General features: G+C 66.7%; 13 protein-coding genes. 6 read left to right on the top strand and 7 right to left on the bottom strand.

The window, feature by feature from the left end; translation table 11 throughout:
• The 5 genes from AC04MD_RS06170 (at nt 1) to AC04MD_RS06150 (ending at nt 6,589) form a co-directional block, all read left to right on the top strand.
• Entirely contained in the window at nt 1-1,311 is a 1,311-nt protein-coding gene (locus AC04MD_RS06170; protein WP_475496423.1) for an ABC transporter permease, read from the top strand.
• Nucleotides 1,312-1,459: 148 nt separating this feature from the next.
• Complete coding sequence (locus AC04MD_RS06165) at nt 1,460-2,683, top strand: ABC transporter permease (RefSeq protein ID WP_475496422.1); 1,224 nt, start codon at nt 1,460-1,462, stop codon at nt 2,681-2,683.
• A 64-nt stretch (nt 2,684-2,747) separates the two neighbouring features.
• Nucleotides 2,748-3,923, top strand: a complete 1,176-nt coding sequence (locus tag AC04MD_RS06160) for an ABC transporter permease (protein WP_475496421.1) — start codon at nt 2,748-2,750, stop codon at nt 3,921-3,923.
• A gap of 3 nt (nt 3,924-3,926) precedes the next feature.
• Nucleotides 3,927-5,264 (top strand): sigma-54-dependent transcriptional regulator, encoded by a 1,338-nt coding sequence (locus AC04MD_RS06155; protein WP_475496420.1) that lies wholly within the window; start codon nt 3,927-3,929, stop codon nt 5,262-5,264.
• Nucleotides 5,261-6,589, top strand: coding sequence for a sensor histidine kinase (locus AC04MD_RS06150; protein WP_475496419.1), 1,329 nt, complete (start codon nt 5,261-5,263; stop codon nt 6,587-6,589). The genes AC04MD_RS06155 and AC04MD_RS06150 overlap by 4 nt, the downstream gene beginning before the upstream one ends.
• Nucleotides 6,590-6,952: 363 nt before the next feature.
• Here the strand turns inward: AC04MD_RS06150 and glmU are convergent, their stop codons facing one another.
• A complete protein-coding gene (gene glmU / locus AC04MD_RS06145; protein WP_475496418.1) occupies nt 6,953-8,320 on the bottom strand; it encodes a bifunctional UDP-N-acetylglucosamine diphosphorylase/glucosamine-1-phosphate N-acetyltransferase GlmU in 1,368 nt (455 codons plus the stop codon).
• Between the two features lie 119 nt (nt 8,321-8,439).
• On the opposite strand from glmU, the gene AC04MD_RS06140 reads away from it, so the two are divergent.
• Nucleotides 8,440-8,844 carry a GtrA family protein gene (locus tag AC04MD_RS06140; protein WP_475496417.1) on the top strand — a complete coding sequence of 135 codons (405 nt, stop codon included), beginning with the start codon at nt 8,440-8,442 and terminating at the stop codon, nt 8,842-8,844.
• Nucleotides 8,845-8,905: 61 nt separating this feature from the next.
• Here AC04MD_RS06140 and AC04MD_RS06135 read toward each other — a convergent pair whose 3' ends face one another.
• The 6 genes from AC04MD_RS06135 to AC04MD_RS06110 all read right to left on the bottom strand — a co-directional run bounded on the left by AC04MD_RS06135 (nt 8,906) and on the right by AC04MD_RS06110 (nt 14,467).
• On the bottom strand, nt 8,906-9,328 hold the full coding sequence (locus tag AC04MD_RS06135) for a F0F1 ATP synthase subunit epsilon (protein ID WP_062357065.1): 423 nt from the start codon (nt 9,326-9,328) through the stop codon (nt 8,906-8,908).
• 113 nt (nt 9,329-9,441) lie between these two features.
• Entirely contained in the window at nt 9,442-10,848 is a 1,407-nt protein-coding gene (gene atpD, locus AC04MD_RS06130) for a F0F1 ATP synthase subunit beta (protein ID WP_475496416.1), read from the bottom strand.
• Between the two features lie 39 nt (nt 10,849-10,887).
• On the bottom strand, nt 10,888-11,751 hold the full coding sequence (gene atpG, locus AC04MD_RS06125; protein WP_162338072.1) for a F0F1 ATP synthase subunit gamma: 864 nt from the start codon (nt 11,749-11,751) through the stop codon (nt 10,888-10,890).
• 106 nt (nt 11,752-11,857) lie between these two features.
• A complete protein-coding gene (atpA, locus tag AC04MD_RS06120) occupies nt 11,858-13,405 on the bottom strand; it encodes a F0F1 ATP synthase subunit alpha (protein WP_475496415.1) in 1,548 nt (515 codons plus the stop codon).
• 46 nt (nt 13,406-13,451) lie between these two features.
• Nucleotides 13,452-13,979, bottom strand: coding sequence for a F0F1 ATP synthase subunit delta (locus AC04MD_RS06115; RefSeq protein ID WP_475496414.1), 528 nt, complete (start codon nt 13,977-13,979; stop codon nt 13,452-13,454).
• 17 nt (nt 13,980-13,996) lie between these two features.
• Entirely contained in the window at nt 13,997-14,467 is a 471-nt protein-coding gene (locus AC04MD_RS06110; protein ID WP_475496413.1) for a F0F1 ATP synthase subunit B, read from the bottom strand.
• Nucleotides 14,468-14,565 lie beyond the last annotated feature (98 nt).

The following is a 14,565-nucleotide window of genomic DNA, read 5'->3' as shown; positions in this document are numbered from 1 at the left end:
ATGTTCGGCTACTACTTCTCCCTCGCGCTGCGCAGCTTCAAGCGCAACAAGGCGCTGACCTTCCTGATGGTGCTGGCCATCGCACTGGGCATCGGCGCCAGCATGACCACGCTGACGGTGTTCTACGTGCTGTCCGGCGATCCGATCCCACAGAAGAGTGACAAGCTGTTCTATCCGCGCATCGAGCCGCGATCGGCGAACGGCTTCACGCCCGGCGACGAGCCGGAAGACCAGTTCACCCGATACGACGCGGAGCGTCTGCTGAAGGACAGGAAGGCCGACCGTCAGGCATTGATGACCGGTGGCGCGTCGTCGGTGGAATCGGAAGACGGCAAGATCGAGCCGTTCCGCGTCGACGCGCGCTACACCACGGCGGACTTCTTCCCGATGTTCGACGTGCCGTTCCGTTACGGCAACGGCTGGGCGGCGGCGGACGACGAATCGCGCGCACGCGTGGTCGTGATCTCCAAAGCCCTCAATGACAAGCTGTTCGGCGGCGCCAACAGCGTGGGCCGCGAACTCAACGCCTCCGGCACTACGTTCCGCATCACCGGTGTGCTGGACGAATGGCGGCCCGCACCGAAGTTCTACGACATGACCCAGGACCGCTTCACCGAAGTGGAGCAGATGTTCGTACCCTTCTGGACGGCCCTCAGCATGAAGATGGGCACGCAGGGCAACATGAACTGCTGGGGCGACTCCAGTGGGGATGAAGAAGGCTCGCGCGGCCCCAATGCGCCGTGTTCGTGGCTGCAGTACTGGGTGGAACTGGACACGCCGGCGAAGGTCGAGGCATACAAGCAGTACCTGGCCAACTACTCCGACCAGCAGCGCGCGGTGGGCCGTTTCGAACGTCCGACCAACGTGGACCTGCACAACGTGATGCAGTGGCTGGACAAGCAGGGCGCGGTGCCCGGCGACGTACGCCTGCAGGTGTGGCTGGCGTTCGGCTTCCTCGTGGTCTGCCTGCTCAACACGGTGGGCCTGCTGCTGGCGAAGTTCCTCGGCCGTTCCTCGCAGATCGGCGTGCGCCGCGCGCTCGGCGCGACGCGCAAGGCGATCTTCGCGCAGTGCCTGGTCGAAGCCGGCACGGTGGGCCTGGTCGGCGGCGTGCTGGGCCTGCTGCTGGCCTGGCTCGGTCTGCTGGCGGTGCGCCAGCAGCCGGCGGGCTATGCCGACCTGGCCCACATGGACCTGAAGATGCTGCTGGCCACCTTCGCGCTGGCGATCGTCGCCAGCCTGCTCGCCGGGATGCTGCCCGCCTGGCGTGCGATGCAGGTGACGCCCGCGATTCAGCTGAAATCGCAATGATCCGCTCCCTCCCCCGCCTGCGGGGGAGGGTTGGGGTGGGACTCGTTGCGAAACGACGACGCCTCCACCTCGCCCCGCACGACGAAGCGCCCCCATCCCGACCTTCCCCCGCGCGCGGGGGAAGGGGCTGAAACCCCAGAGGCCCACCATGGACATCCGCCCCATTCTTTCCACCCTGGCCCGCCACAAGACGGCCGCCGCACTGATCGTGCTGGAAGTGGCGCTGTCGTGCGCCATCATCTGCAACGCGGTCTTCCTGATCACCCAGCGGCTCGAGCGCATCGATCGTCCCACCGGCATGGCCAACGAAGAACTCGTGCGCATCAGCATGGGCAACATCGGCGACAATCCCGAGGCCGACGCGCTGGTGAAGCAGGACGTCGCCAGCCTGCGCGCGCTGCCCGGCGTGAAGGCCGCCAGCAGCATCAACCACGTGCCGTTCGACAACTCCTCGTGGAACAGTTCCATCCAGCTGGCGCCGGAGCAGGAGCGTCCCAGTGCGCAGGCCAACGTCTACCTTGGCGAGAACGTCATCGACACGCTGGGGCTGAGACTGGCCGAAGGCCGCGATTTCAATGCGGACGAGTATTCCAACTGGACCGAGATGAACAAGCAGAACGCCAAGGTCGTCATGCCGGCGGTGATCCTGAGCCGCGAGCTGGCGAACAAGCTGTTCCCCGGTGAAAGCGCGATCGGCAAGAACATCTACGCATGGAATGCCGACAACGTGCCGCACCGCGTGGTCGGCGTGGTCGAGCGCCTGATCCGCACCAACGACAACGGCGGCCCGGCGGAAGCCGGTTACACGATGATCTTCCCGGCGAAGGACATGACGCTGGGCACGTTCGTGCTGCGCACCGACCCCGCGCGCCGCGCCGAGGTGCAGAAGGCCGCGGTGGCCGCACTGGAGAAGAACAGCGCGCGCCGGTTGATCCTGCGCGAAGGCACGTTCACCGAGATCATCGACAACTACTACCGCGGCGACCGCGCGATGGCCTGGCTGTTGCTGACGGTGATCGTCTCGCTGCTCGTCGTCACCGCGCTGGGCATCGTCGGCCTGGCCAGCTTCTGGGTGCAGCAGCGCACCAAGCAGATCGGCATCCGTCGTGCACTCGGCGCAACGAAGGGACAGATCCTGCGCTATTTCCAGACCGAGAACTTCCTGCTGGCCAGCATCGGCATCGTTATCGGCATGATCCTGGCCTACGGCATCAACCAGCTGCTGATGGGCAAGTACGAACTGCCGCGCCTGCCGCTGCTGTACCTGCCGGTCGGCGCCGTGCTGCTGTGGCTGCTCGGCCAGGTCGCCGTGTACGGACCGGCGCGCAAGGCCGCGTCGGTGCCGCCGGCCGTGGCGACGCGTACCGCCTAAGCTCAGGGACGCTCAGCCTGACATGGTCCGCTCACGTCTTCTGATGCTGGGCAGGCATCCCTGGGTGAGCGCCCTGCTGGTCTCGGAGGTCGTGGCTCTGGTCGTGCTGGGAGCTTTGGCATGGTCCGCATGGCGGACCATGCCTGTGATGCCACCCGTGCTGCCGGAAGAAGAGATCACCGTGTTCCCTCGTCTGGACACGGTCGACAACGTGCCACTCCGATCGGCAGACCTACTCCGGCTGGTCAACGCTGTTCCAGGCGTTCGTCACGCCGCGGTCGCCAACCAGTCGCCGTACTCGCCGAACGTATCGTGGGCGGCCCGCGCATGGAGGGACGACGCCCTCGATGATGGCGCGATAGTCGCTACCTACTTCGGCTCGGAGGAGATGCTGCGAACGCTGGGACTGCGCCTGACCGCGGGACGCAACTTCGAACCTTCCGAGTTCCGCCCGTATGCCGGCGACCAGACCCGCATGCATGCACGTGGTTCCCCTGCCATCATCAGCGCGAGCTTGGCCGAGCGCTTGTTCTCGAGAACACCGGCCATCGGCCAACGCCTGCACATCTACGACGACGCTCCGCTGACCGTCGTAGGTGTCGTCTCTGAGCTGCCCTCCGCAACGAACGGATTCACTCAGAACCCCGACGGCTTCTCCGTCCTGATGCCTACGTGGCCCACCGATGCGCGACTGGGACCCTTGCTGGTACGCAGTAGGGCGGATGATCGCAACGGCGTTGCGATGGCCGTCGAGCGAGTACTGAAGGGCGCATATCCGCGCGGACTTGTCATGTCGCCGCGATCGCTTGCCACCGATCGCATCGCCTCATTGGATGCCCTGCGTCCCGAGCGACGACACGCGCTTTCGATCGGCGCCGGCCTGTGCGCCCTGGCCCAGCTGGTGACCGTGCTATTCACCATCGGCTGGATGGCACGGCACCACCGGATGGAGCTGAGTCTGCGAAGGGCGTTCGGTGCCCGTTGTACGCAACTCGCGCGCGAGTGGGTCCTCGAGCTGGCTGCATTGAGCGGGCTCGGCGCGACCGTCGGCTGGTTGTTGCTGTGTTCGCCTCCCGTCCTGCGTCATTTCGGCGACCTGTCTGTCCTCCATCCACTGGAAACCGCATCGCTTTCCTTGACTTGCGCAGTCTTACTTCCGGCGCTGGCGACATGGTCTGCCGCGCGCGCATTCAGCGTGTCCCCGCACCTCGTCAGCCGCAGTCCTTCGGTTAGGCTATAGCGCATGCCCACCATCCTCGTCATCGACGACAACCTGGCCGTCAGCACGGCCCTGAACGTCCTGTTCTCGCTGCACGATATCGATACGCTGCATGCCGAGTCGCCCGAGGCCGGCCTGGCACTGCTGCGCGAGCAACCGGTCGACCTGGTCATCCAGGACATGAACTTCACGCAGGACACCACGTCGGGCTCGGAGGGCGAACAGTTGTTCACCGATATCCGTGCGCACTGGCCGGACATGCCGGTGATCCTGCTGACCGCCTGGACGCACCTCGAAGCCGCGGTGAACCTGGTCAAGGCCGGTGCGGCCGACTACGTCGCCAAACCCTGGGACGATCGCAAGCTGCTGGCCACGGTCAACACGCTGCTGGAACTGGCCGAGGCGCGCAGCGAACTGGAACGCCGCCGCAGCCGCGAGCGTCGCGGCCGTGACCAGTTGTCGAGCAAGTACGATCTGCGCAACCTGGTGTTCGAGGATCCCGCCAGCGAACGCGTGGTCGCGCTCGCCTGCCAGGTCGCACGCTCCGACCTGCCGGTGCTGATCACCGGTCCGAACGGGGCGGGCAAGGAGAAGATCGCCGAGATCATCCAGGCCAATTCCAGCGTCAGGTCCGGCGCCTTCGTCACGCTCAACTGCGGCGCACTGCCGTCGGAACTGATCGAAGCGGAACTGTTCGGCGCCGACGCCGGCGCGTATACCGGCGCCAACAAGGCGCGCGAGGGCAAGTTCGAGGCCGCCGATGGCGGAACGCTGTTCCTCGACGAGATCGGCAACCTGCCGCTGACCGGCCAGATGAAGCTGCTGCGCGTGCTGGAAACCGGCCGCTTCGAGCGCCTCGGCTCCAACCGCGAGCGCCACGTGACCGTGCGCGTGATCAGCGCCACCAACGCCGACCTGCCCGCGATGATCCGCGACGGCAGCTTCCGCGAAGACCTCTACTACCGCCTCAACGCGATCGAGCTCGCGCTGCCGCCGCTGGCGGAGCGTCCTGGCGACATCCTGCCGCTGGCAGAACGCTTCCGCCCTGCCGACAAGCCGCTGGGCGAAAGCGCGCGCGCCGCGCTGCTGCGCCACGCCTGGCCCGGCAACGTGCGCGAGCTGCGCAATGTCATCCAGCGCGCCGGCCTGCTGGCGACGGGCGAGCGCATCGAAGCGACCGACCTCAATCTGCCGCGCCAGGCGCCGGTGCGCAATGCCGTCGTCGCCGAGCCGGAACGCGCCGACATCGAGTCGGCCATCGCGCGCGCCGGCGGCGTCATCGCGCAGGCCGCCGCCGAGCTGGGCATGAGCCGCCAAGCACTGTACCGGCGCATGGAACGCTTCGGCATCAAGGCGCCATGATCCGCCGCTCGCTCGCCGGCCGCGTGCTGTCCTGGCTGTTGCCGCTGCTGGCGCTGGCCGTGGTGCTGCCGATCCTGCTGTCGCACTGGATCGGCGACGACGTGGTCGCGGCCCTGGTCTCCGCCATCGTGGTGCTGCCGCTGGCGATGTGGGCGATCCGCCGCGGCCTGCGCAGCACGTACTCGCTGTTCCGCGCACTGGCTGGCAGCGTCAACAGCTACCGCGACGGCGAGTACAACTTCGGCATCCATTGGCGCGGCAACGACGAACTGGCAGAACTGGTGCAATCGCATTCCGCGCTGGGCGACGTGCTGCGCGAGCAGCGCCTGAGCCTGGTGGAGCGCGAACTGCTGCTGGACACGATGGTGCAGAACACGCCGGTCGCCATGCTGCTGGTCGCCCCCGGCGGCGACGGCATCCGCCGCGTGGTCTTCGCCAACGTCGCCGCACGCAAGCTGCTGCACAGCGGCTGGAAGCTCGAAGGCCAGGATTACGACACGCTGATCGGCGCGGCGCCGGTCGAGATGCGCGAAGCGCTGGCGCGCGGCGGCGACAGCCTGTTCGCGATCGGCAGCGAGGAGGAAGACGGCGAAGAACAGGTGTACCACCTCGCCCGGCGCAGCTTCCGCCTCAATGGGCGGCCGCACGAACTGCTGTTGTTGCGCCTGCTGACCAGCGAACTGCGCCGGCAGGAGGTGATGACGTGGAAGAAGGTCATCCGCGTGATCAGCCACGAACTCAACAACTCGCTGGCACCGGTGGCGTCGCTCGCGCATTCGGGCGCTGAACTCGTGCGCCGCGGACGGCATGAACGTCTGGAGGAGGTCTTCGGCACCATCGAGGACCGTGCACGCCATCTTGAAGGTTTCATCCGCGGTTACGCCCGATTCGCCAAGCTGCCGTCGCCGCAGCTGCAGACGGTGCACTGGCGCGCCTTCTTCGAAGGCCTGCAGCGGCAGATCGGGTTCGAGCTGGTGATGGCGGAAACCGAGATCGACGGCCGCATCGATGTCGCGCAGTTGGAACAGGCGCTGCTCAACCTGCTGAAGAATGCGCACGAATCCGGCACGACGCCTGACGGCGTGTCGGTGCGGCTGACCCGCTTGCCCGGCTGGTTGCGCATCGAGGTGATGGACCGCGGCACCGGCATGAACGAAGCGGTGCTGCAGAATGCACTGGTGCCGTTCTATTCCACCAAGCGCAATGGCACCGGCCTGGGGCTGGCGCTGACCCGCGAGATCATCGAGGCCCATGGTGGACGGTTGTCGCTGCACAACCGCGAAGGCGGCGGGCTGTGCGTGTCGATCCAGTTGCCCGAAAACTGACCTGTCCAAAGCCCCGATACCATATTCACCTGTTGGCACCCGGAGCCGGACCCGCATGGCACCGACTCCCCCTCTCCCTCCGGGAGAGGGCAAGGGGCGAGGGCTGGCCGCCGCGACACCGCTCTTCAGGTGCCGTGCGAACCGATCGTCATCGTGCCATCCAGGCTTGCATCAAGCGTGTGGTCAGTAGGGTGCATGGAGCAACGATCGATCAGGTCGTGCGCATGGCGCACGCGACGTGGCGCGCGGCGCCCTTGGCGCTACGCCGCGCGCAAGCTCCAGTTGCCCGAGACCGCGTAGGGCGGGCCTTGGCACGCCGCCCGTGGGATCCGGCGAACGTGGCGGGCCAAGGCCCGCCCTGCCTCACTTCGGCTTCTTCACAGGCCGCTGCCAGCCTTCGATGGTGACCTGGCGCGCACGCGCGACGGTGAGCTGTTCGGCGGGCGCATGCTTCGAGATCACCGAGCCTGCGCCGATCGTCGCGCCATCGGCCAGCGTCACCGGCGCGACCAGCGAGGAATTGGAGCCGACGAATACGCGGTCGCCGATCGTCGTGGTCGACTTGTTCACGCCATCGTAGTTGCAGGTGATGGTGCCGGCTCCGATGTTGGTGCCGCTGCCGATCACGGTGTCGCCGAGATAGGTCAGGTGGTTGGCCTTGCTGCCGACGCCGATGCGCGCGTTCTTGGTCTCGACAAAGTTGCCGACGTGCACGCCGTCGGCCAGCTGCGTGCCTGGACGCAGGCGCGCATACGGACCGATCAACGCGGCACCCTCGCTAACGACGCCTTCGAGATCGCAGTGCGCACGCACCTGCGTGCCGGCGCCCAGCGTCACGTCCTTGAGGCGGCAGAACGGCCCGACGATGACGCCATCGCCCAGTTCGACCTCGCCTTCCAGCACCACGTCGACGTCGATCTGCACATCGCGGCCTACCTTCACGCTGCCGCGCTGGTCGAAACGCGCGGGATCGATCAGGCGCGCGCCCTGCGTGCACAGCGCACGCGCCGCGCGCAGCTGGTAAGCACGTTCGAGCTGCGACAACTGCCAAGGATCGTTGGCGCCCTCGGCCTCGATGGGCTCGCCGACCAGCACCATCTCCGCCGGCGTGAATTCTTCGGCCGCCATCGCGAACACGTCGGTCAGGTAGTACTCGCCCTGCGCGTTCTCGTTGGACAGGCGCGCCAGCCAGCCCTTCAGCGCACTGCCATCGGCGGCGATGATGCCGGTGTTGATGGTGCGGATGCGGCGCTGCTCATCGTCCGCATCCTTGTGTTCGACGATCGCCGCCACGCGCCCTGCTTCATCGCGCACGATGCGCCCGTAACCGGTGGGATCGGTCGGCTCGGCGACCAGCACCGCCAGCCGCCCTGGGGCATCCAGCAGGCGCTGCAGCGTCTCGCTGCGGGTCAGCGGCACGTCGCCGTACAGCACCAGCACACGCGCACCGTCGGGAACCTCAGGCATCGCCTGCGCCACCGCATGGCCGGTACCCAGTTGCTGCGCCTGGTGCGCCCAGTGCAGATCGCCCTGGTCGGCGAAGGCCGCCTGCACCTGCTCGCCGCCGTGCCCATAGACCACATGCACGCCCGCCGGCTGCAGCGCGCGCGCCGCGTCGATCACGTGCCCCAGCATCGGCCGCCCCGCGATCGGCTGCAGCACCTTGGGCAGCGCGGATTTCATGCGCTTGCCTTCGCCGGCGGCGAGGATGACGACGTGGAGTGGTTTCATGTGGGCTTCCCGGATAAGGACGGTGGTGCGAAGACGTCGCATGGTAGCAATTCCCCTGTGGAACGCAGGTCGTGCGCGCTGGGTGCCATCGACCGTGCGAGCGCAGGTAACATGCGGTGATGACGCCTTCTTCACCACGCCAGACGCTGGTCCGCCAGGGCGGCAGCTTCATCGTCGTCGGCCTGCTGCAACTGCTGCTGGACTGGCTGGTGTTCGTCGGAGTGACGGCGCTCGGCATGCCTGCAGGCCCGGGCAACATCGTCGGCCGCGTGGCGGGCGCGCTGCTCGGTTTCTGGCTCAACGGACGGGTGACGTTCGCACACGACGGACAGGCCCGGCTGGGCTTGCGCCGGCTCGGCCGCTTCCTGGCGGTCTGGGTGCCGCTGACCGCGCTGAGCACGCTGGCCGTGAGCGGGGTCAGCAGCGCCATGGGGTTGCACCTGGCCTGGCTGGCCAAGCCACTGGTGGAAGGTGCGCTCGCGGTGGTCGCGTTCTTCCTGTGGCGGCACGTGGTGTACCGCTGATCCCTGAAACGAAAACGCCGGCGCGAGGCCGGCGTTTTCGATGATGCGGTAGCGGTTGACCTCAGTGCTTGAGGTTCTTGCGCAGGCGCTCCAGCGCGCTGAGCTGGGCGATGCTCATGGCCAGCTGGGCCTGGGCTTCTTCCACGCTCATCTTCGGATCCTGCTTGGACAGGATGCGCTCGGCTTCTTCCTTGGCCTTGCGGACCGAGGCTTCGTCGATGTCCTGCGCACGGATCGCGGTGTCGGCCAGCACGGTGACGACCTGCGGCTGCACTTCCAGGATGCCTCCGGAGATGGCGAAGTCCAGCTGCTCGCCACTGGCCAGCGTCACCACCACCTTACCTGGCTTCAGGCGGGTGATCAGCGGCGCATGCTTCGGCGCGATGCCGAGTTCGCCCAGCTCGCCGGTGGCGACGACCAGGGTGGCTTCACCGTGGAAGATTTCCTGCTCGGCGCTGACGATGTCGCAACGGATGGTGCTCATGGATCTGTCTCGCTTTGTTCGGACCGTGCGGCGGGAGGAGTGAGCGGGGAGGAGTAAGAAGTGAGCGGAGTGCTTTTACTCACGCCTCACTTCTCTACCCTCTTTGCTCGCTCTTACGCCTTCTCGGCGAGCTTCTTGGCCTTCTCGACCGCTTCGTCGATGCCGCCGACCATGTAGAACGCCTGTTCCGGCAGGTGGTCGTACTCGCCGTCGCAGATCGCCTTGAAGCCGCGGATCGTGTCCTTCAGCGAGACGTACTTGCCCGGCGAGCCGGTGAACACTTCCGCCACGTGGAACGGCTGGCTGAAGAAGCGCTCGATCTTGCGGGCGCGCGACACGGCCTGCTTGTCTTCTTCGGACAGTTCGTCCATGCCGAGGATGGCGATGATGTCCTTCAGTTCCTTGTACTTCTGCAGCGTCGACTGCACGCGGCGCGCGGTGTCGTAGTGCTCGTGGCCGATGACGTTCGGGTCCAGCTGGCGGCTGGTCGAGTCGAGCGGATCCACCGCCGGGTAGATACCCAGCGAGGCGATGTTACGCGACAGCACGACGGTGGCGTCCAGGTGGGCGAACGTGGTGGCCGGCGACGGGTCGGTCAGGTCGTCCGCGGGGACGTAGACGGCCTGGATCGAGGTGATCGAACCGGTCTTGGTCGAGGTGATGCGCTCCTGCAGCACGCCCATTTCCTCGGCCAGCGTCGGCTGGTAACCCACGGCCGACGGCATGCGGCCGAGCAGCGCCGACACTTCGGTACCGGCCAGCGTGTAGCGGTAGATGTTGTCGACGAACAGCAGCACGTCCTTGCCCTTGCCGGACGCGTCCTTCTCGTCGCGGAAGTACTCCGCCATGGTCAGGCCGGTCAGCGCGACGCGCAGGCGGTTGCCCGGCGGCTCGTTCATCTGGCCGTACACCATCGCGACCTTGTCGAGGACGTTGGAGTCCTTCATCTCGTGGTAGAAGTCGTTGCCCTCGCGGGTACGCTCGCCCACGCCGGCGAACACGGACAGACCCGAGTGCGCCTTGGCGATGTTGTTGATCAGTTCCATCATGTTGACGGTCTTGCCGACGCCGGCGCCGCCGAACAGACCGACCTTGCCGCCCTTGGCGAACGGGCACATCAGGTCGATGACCTTGATGCCGGTTTCCAGCAGGTCGTTGGCCGAGGACTGGTCCTCGTACGACGGGGCCGAACGGTGGATTTCCCAGTGGTCGGCGGCCTGCACGGGGCCGGCTTCGTCGATCGGGTTGCCCAGCACGTCCATGATGCGGCCCAGCGTACCCGCGCCGACCGGCACCGAGATGGCCTTGTCGGTGTTCACGGCGATCAGGTTGCGCTTCAGGCCGTCGGTGGAACCGAGGGCGATGGTGCGCACGACGCCGTCGCCGAGCTGCTGCTGCACTTCGAGCGTGATGGCGGTGTTCTCCACCTTCAGCGCGTCGTACACCTTCGGCACTTCGTTGCGCGCGAATTCGACGTCAACCACCGCGCCGATGATCTGAACGATCTTGCCCTGACTCATTGCTGCATTCCTCTAGATGAATTCTTGTGACGAAGCGCGTCAGACTGCCGCCGCGCCGCCGACGATTTCGGAGATTTCCTGGGTGATCGCCGCCTGGCGGGCCTTGTTGTAGACCAGCTGCAGGGTACCGATGAGCTTGTTGGCGTTGTCGCTGGCGGCCTTCATGGCCACCATGCGCGCCGCGTGTTCGGACGCGATGTTCTCCAGCACGGCCTGGTACACCAGCGACTCGATGTAGCGCGTGATCACGTGGTCGAGCACGGTCTCGGCATCGGGTTCGTAGATGTAGTCCCAGTCGTGGTGCGCGACCTGCGTCTCCGACGCGGGCAGCGGCAGCAGCTGGTCGAACGCGGCGCGCTGCGTCATCGTGTTGACGAAGTCGTTGTAGACGACGAACACGCGGTCCAGCTTGCCTTCGGTGTAGGCGTCCAGCATCACCTTGATCACGCCGATCAGCTGGTCCAGCTTGGGCGCATCGCCCAGGTGCGAGACGCTGGCCAGCATGTTGACCTTGACCCGGCGGAAGTACACCGAGGCCTTCTGGCCGATGGTGACCACGTCGACCTCGACGCCCTTCTCGTTCCACTGGCGGATCTCGCCGAGCATCTTGCGGAACAGGTTGTTGTTCAGGCCGCCGGCCAGGCCGCGGTCGGACGACACGATGATGAAGCCGACGCGCTTGACGTCCTGGCGCTCCACCATGAAGGGATGCTGGTAGTCGGTGTTGGCCTGGGCCAGATGGCCGATCACCTGCTTCATCGCGCGCGCGTACGGGCGCGAGGTCTTCATGCGGTCCTGGGCCTTGCGGATCTTGGAGGCCGAGACCATCTCGAGCGCGCGCGTCACCTTGCGGGTGTTCTGCACGCTCTTGATCTTGGTTTTGATTTCGCGTCCGCCTGCCATGTCTACTCGCTTCGCTCGCGGTGATTCGTGATTCGTGATGGGTGATTCGTGGGTCCCGCGATCCGCCGTTGCTCCTGCGAATCACGAATCACTTATCACGGCTTCATTACCAGGTGCCGGTCTGCTTGAACTCGGCGATGCCCTTCTTGAAGGCGCCTTCGATCTCGTCGTTCCAGTTGCCCGTGCTGTTGATCGTGTCGACCAGCGCGCCCTGGGTGTTGGTGAAGTGCGCGTGCAGCGCGTCTTCGAACGCCAGGATCTTGCCGACCGGCACGTCGTCCAGGTAGCCCTCGTTGACGGCGTAGATCGACAGCGCCTGCAGGGCGATGGACATCGGCGCGTACTGCTTCTGCTTCATCAGCTCGGTGACGCGCTGGCCGCGCTCCAGCTGCTTGCGGGTGGCTTCGTCCAGGTCCGAGGCGAACTGCGCGAACGCGGCCAGCTCACGGTACTGGGCGAGCGAGATGCGGATGCCGCCCGACAGCTTCTTGATGATCTTGGTCTGGGCGGCGCCACCGACGCGCGACACCGAGATACCGGCGTTCACGGCCGGGCGGATGCCGGCGTTGAACAGGTCGGTTTCCAGGAAGATCTGGCCGTCGGTGATCGAGATCACGTTGGTCGGCACGAACGCGGACACGTCGCCGGCCTGCGTTTCGATGATCGGCAGCGCGGTCAGCGAACCGGTCTTGCCGGTGACCTTGCCTTCGGTGAACTTCTCGACGTACTCCTCGGACACGCGCGCGGCGCGCTCGAGCAGGCGGGAGTGCAGGTAGAACACGTCGCCCGGGTAGGCTTCGCGGCCCGGCGGACGCTTCAGCAGCAGCGAGATCTGGCGGTAGGCCACGGCCTGCTTGGACAGGTCGTCGTACACGATCAGGGCGTCTTGGCCGCGGTCCATGAAGTACTCGCCCATGGTGCAGCCGGAGTAGGCGCTGATGTACTGCATCGCGGCCGACTCGGAGGCGGTGGCGGCGACGACCACGGTGTGGGCCAGCGCGCCGTTCTCTTCCAGCTTGCGCACGATGTTGGCCACGGTCGAGGCCTTCTGGCCGATCGCGACGTACACGCACTTGATGCCGGTGCCCTTCTGGTTGATCACGGCGTCGATCGCCATCGCGGTCTTGCCGGTCTGGCGGTCGCCGATGATCAGCTCGCGCTGGCCGCGGCCGATCGGGATCATGGCGTCGACCGACTTGTAACCGGTCTGCACCGGCTGGTCGACCGACTTGCGCCAGATGACGCCCGGGGCCACGCGCTCCACCGGCGCGGTCAGCGAGGTGCCCAGCGGGCCCTTGCCGTCGATCGGCTCGCCCAGCGCGTTGACGACGCGGCCGAGCATTTCCGGACCGACCGGCACTTCCAGGATGCGGCCGGTGGTCTTGGCCACGTCGCCTTCGCGCAGGTGCTCGTAGTCGCCCAGGACCACCGCACCCACCGAGTCGCGCTCGAGGTTCAGCGCCAGCGCGAACGTGTTGTTCGGCAGCTCGATCATTTCGCCCTGCATGACGTCGGCCAGGCCGAAGATGCGCACGATGCCGTCGGACACGCTGGTGACGGTGCCTTCGTTGCGCGACTCCGCGGCCAGCTTGACCTTCTCGATGCGGGTCTTGATCAGGTCGCTGATTTCAGAGGGGTTGAGCGTGGTAGCCATGGGTAAGTCCTGTGTGCCGGCTTGCGCGCGGCGGTTCAATGGGAATTCAGTGCGTCAGCGCGGACTGCAGGCGCGCCAGCTTGCCTTTCAGCGAGCCGTCGATCACCACGCTGCCGGCATCGATCACGGCGCCGCCGATCAGCGACGCGTCGACCGCCGTCTCGACCTCGATCTCGCGGCCGAAGCGCTTCTTCAGCGCGGCCTTGATCTGGTCCAGCTCGGCGGACGGCAGCGCCGCCGCCGAGGTGACCTTGGCCTTCACGATGTGCTCGGCCTCGGCCCGCAGCTCCTCGAACAGGCCGGCGATCTCCGGCAGCTGCGCCAGGCGGCGCGCGTCGGCGAGCACGGCGAGGAAACGCGAGAACGACTCGATGGCGCCCTCCGGCGCCAGCAATGCCACCGCATCGGCGGGCAGCAGGCGCGGGTTGGGCAGCAGCGCGGCCGCGCGCGGGTCGGCCGCGGCGTGCGCGGCGAAACCCAGCGCCTGCGACCAGGCGGCGAGGGTGCCTTCGCCCTGCGCGGTCGCGAAAGCGGCGCGGGCGTAGGGACGGGCGACGGTAAGGGCCTGGCTCATCGATCAGATCGTCCGGATCAGATTTCGGCGGCGAGTTCGTCGAGCAGCGCCTTGTGGGCGTTGGCGTCGATCTCGCGCTTCAGCAGCTTCTCGGCGCCACTGACGGCCAGCGCGGACACCTGCTTGCGCAGGTCTTCGCGGGCACGCGTGGCGGCGGCGTCGATCTCGGCTTCGGCCAGCGCCTTCTGGCGGTTGGCTTCGGCGATCGCTTCGTTCTTGGCCACGTCGACGATCTGGTTGGCGCGCGCGTGGGCCTGGTCGATGATCTCGTTGGCCTTGACGCGGGCTTCCTTCAGCGCCTCGTTGACCTTTTCCTGGGCCTGCGCCAGATCCTTCTGGCTGCGGTCGGCCGCGGCGAGACCTTCAGCGATCTTCTGCTGGCGTTCTTCGATGGCAGCCAGCAGCGGCGGCCAGATTTTGGTCGCAATGATCCAGATCAGGCCAGCGAAGGCCAGCGCCTGGGCGAACAGAGTGAGATTGATATTCATCGTAAACCTGCCGGTGATGAAGGGCCCGCGCACATCGCGCCGGCCCAGCTACGCCTGGTGACTGACCGCGGGCCGAAACCCGTGGTCAGGCGTGCACG

It is taken from the genome of Pseudoxanthomonas sp. LjRoot206 (assembly GCF_056175725.1).
The sequence above is the reverse complement of the archived record's forward strand: the minus strand, read 5'-3'. Positions and strand labels throughout refer to the sequence as shown.

Bases quoted from the DNA above. Each gene is read 5' to 3' on its own strand.
- AC04MD_RS06170 (WP_475496423.1), top strand. From the start codon at position 1: ATGTTCGGCTACTACTTCTCCCTCGCGCTGCGCAGCTTCAAGCGCAAC.
- AC04MD_RS06165 (WP_475496422.1), top strand. From the start codon at position 1,460: ATGGACATCCGCCCCATTCTTTCCACCCTGGCCCGCCACAAGACGGCC.
- AC04MD_RS06155 (WP_475496420.1), top strand. From the start codon at position 3,927: ATGCCCACCATCCTCGTCATCGACGACAACCTGGCCGTCAGCACGGCC.
- AC04MD_RS06150 (WP_475496419.1), top strand. From the start codon at position 5,261: ATGATCCGCCGCTCGCTCGCCGGCCGCGTGCTGTCCTGGCTGTTGCCG.
- glmU (WP_475496418.1), bottom strand. From the start codon at position 8,320: ATGAAACCACTCCACGTCGTCATCCTCGCCGCCGGCGAAGGCAAGCGC.
- AC04MD_RS06140 (WP_475496417.1), top strand. From the start codon at position 8,440: ATGACGCCTTCTTCACCACGCCAGACGCTGGTCCGCCAGGGCGGCAGC.
- AC04MD_RS06135 (WP_062357065.1), bottom strand. From the start codon at position 9,328: ATGAGCACCATCCGTTGCGACATCGTCAGCGCCGAGCAGGAAATCTTC.
- atpD (WP_475496416.1), bottom strand. From the start codon at position 10,848: ATGAGTCAGGGCAAGATCGTTCAGATCATCGGCGCGGTGGTTGACGTC.
- atpG (WP_162338072.1), bottom strand. From the start codon at position 11,751: ATGGCAGGCGGACGCGAAATCAAAACCAAGATCAAGAGCGTGCAGAAC.
- atpA (WP_475496415.1), bottom strand. From the start codon at position 13,405: ATGGCTACCACGCTCAACCCCTCTGAAATCAGCGACCTGATCAAGACC.
- AC04MD_RS06115 (WP_475496414.1), bottom strand. From the start codon at position 13,979: ATGAGCCAGGCCCTTACCGTCGCCCGTCCCTACGCCCGCGCCGCTTTC.
- AC04MD_RS06110 (WP_475496413.1), bottom strand. From the start codon at position 14,467: ATGAATATCAATCTCACTCTGTTCGCCCAGGCGCTGGCCTTCGCTGGC.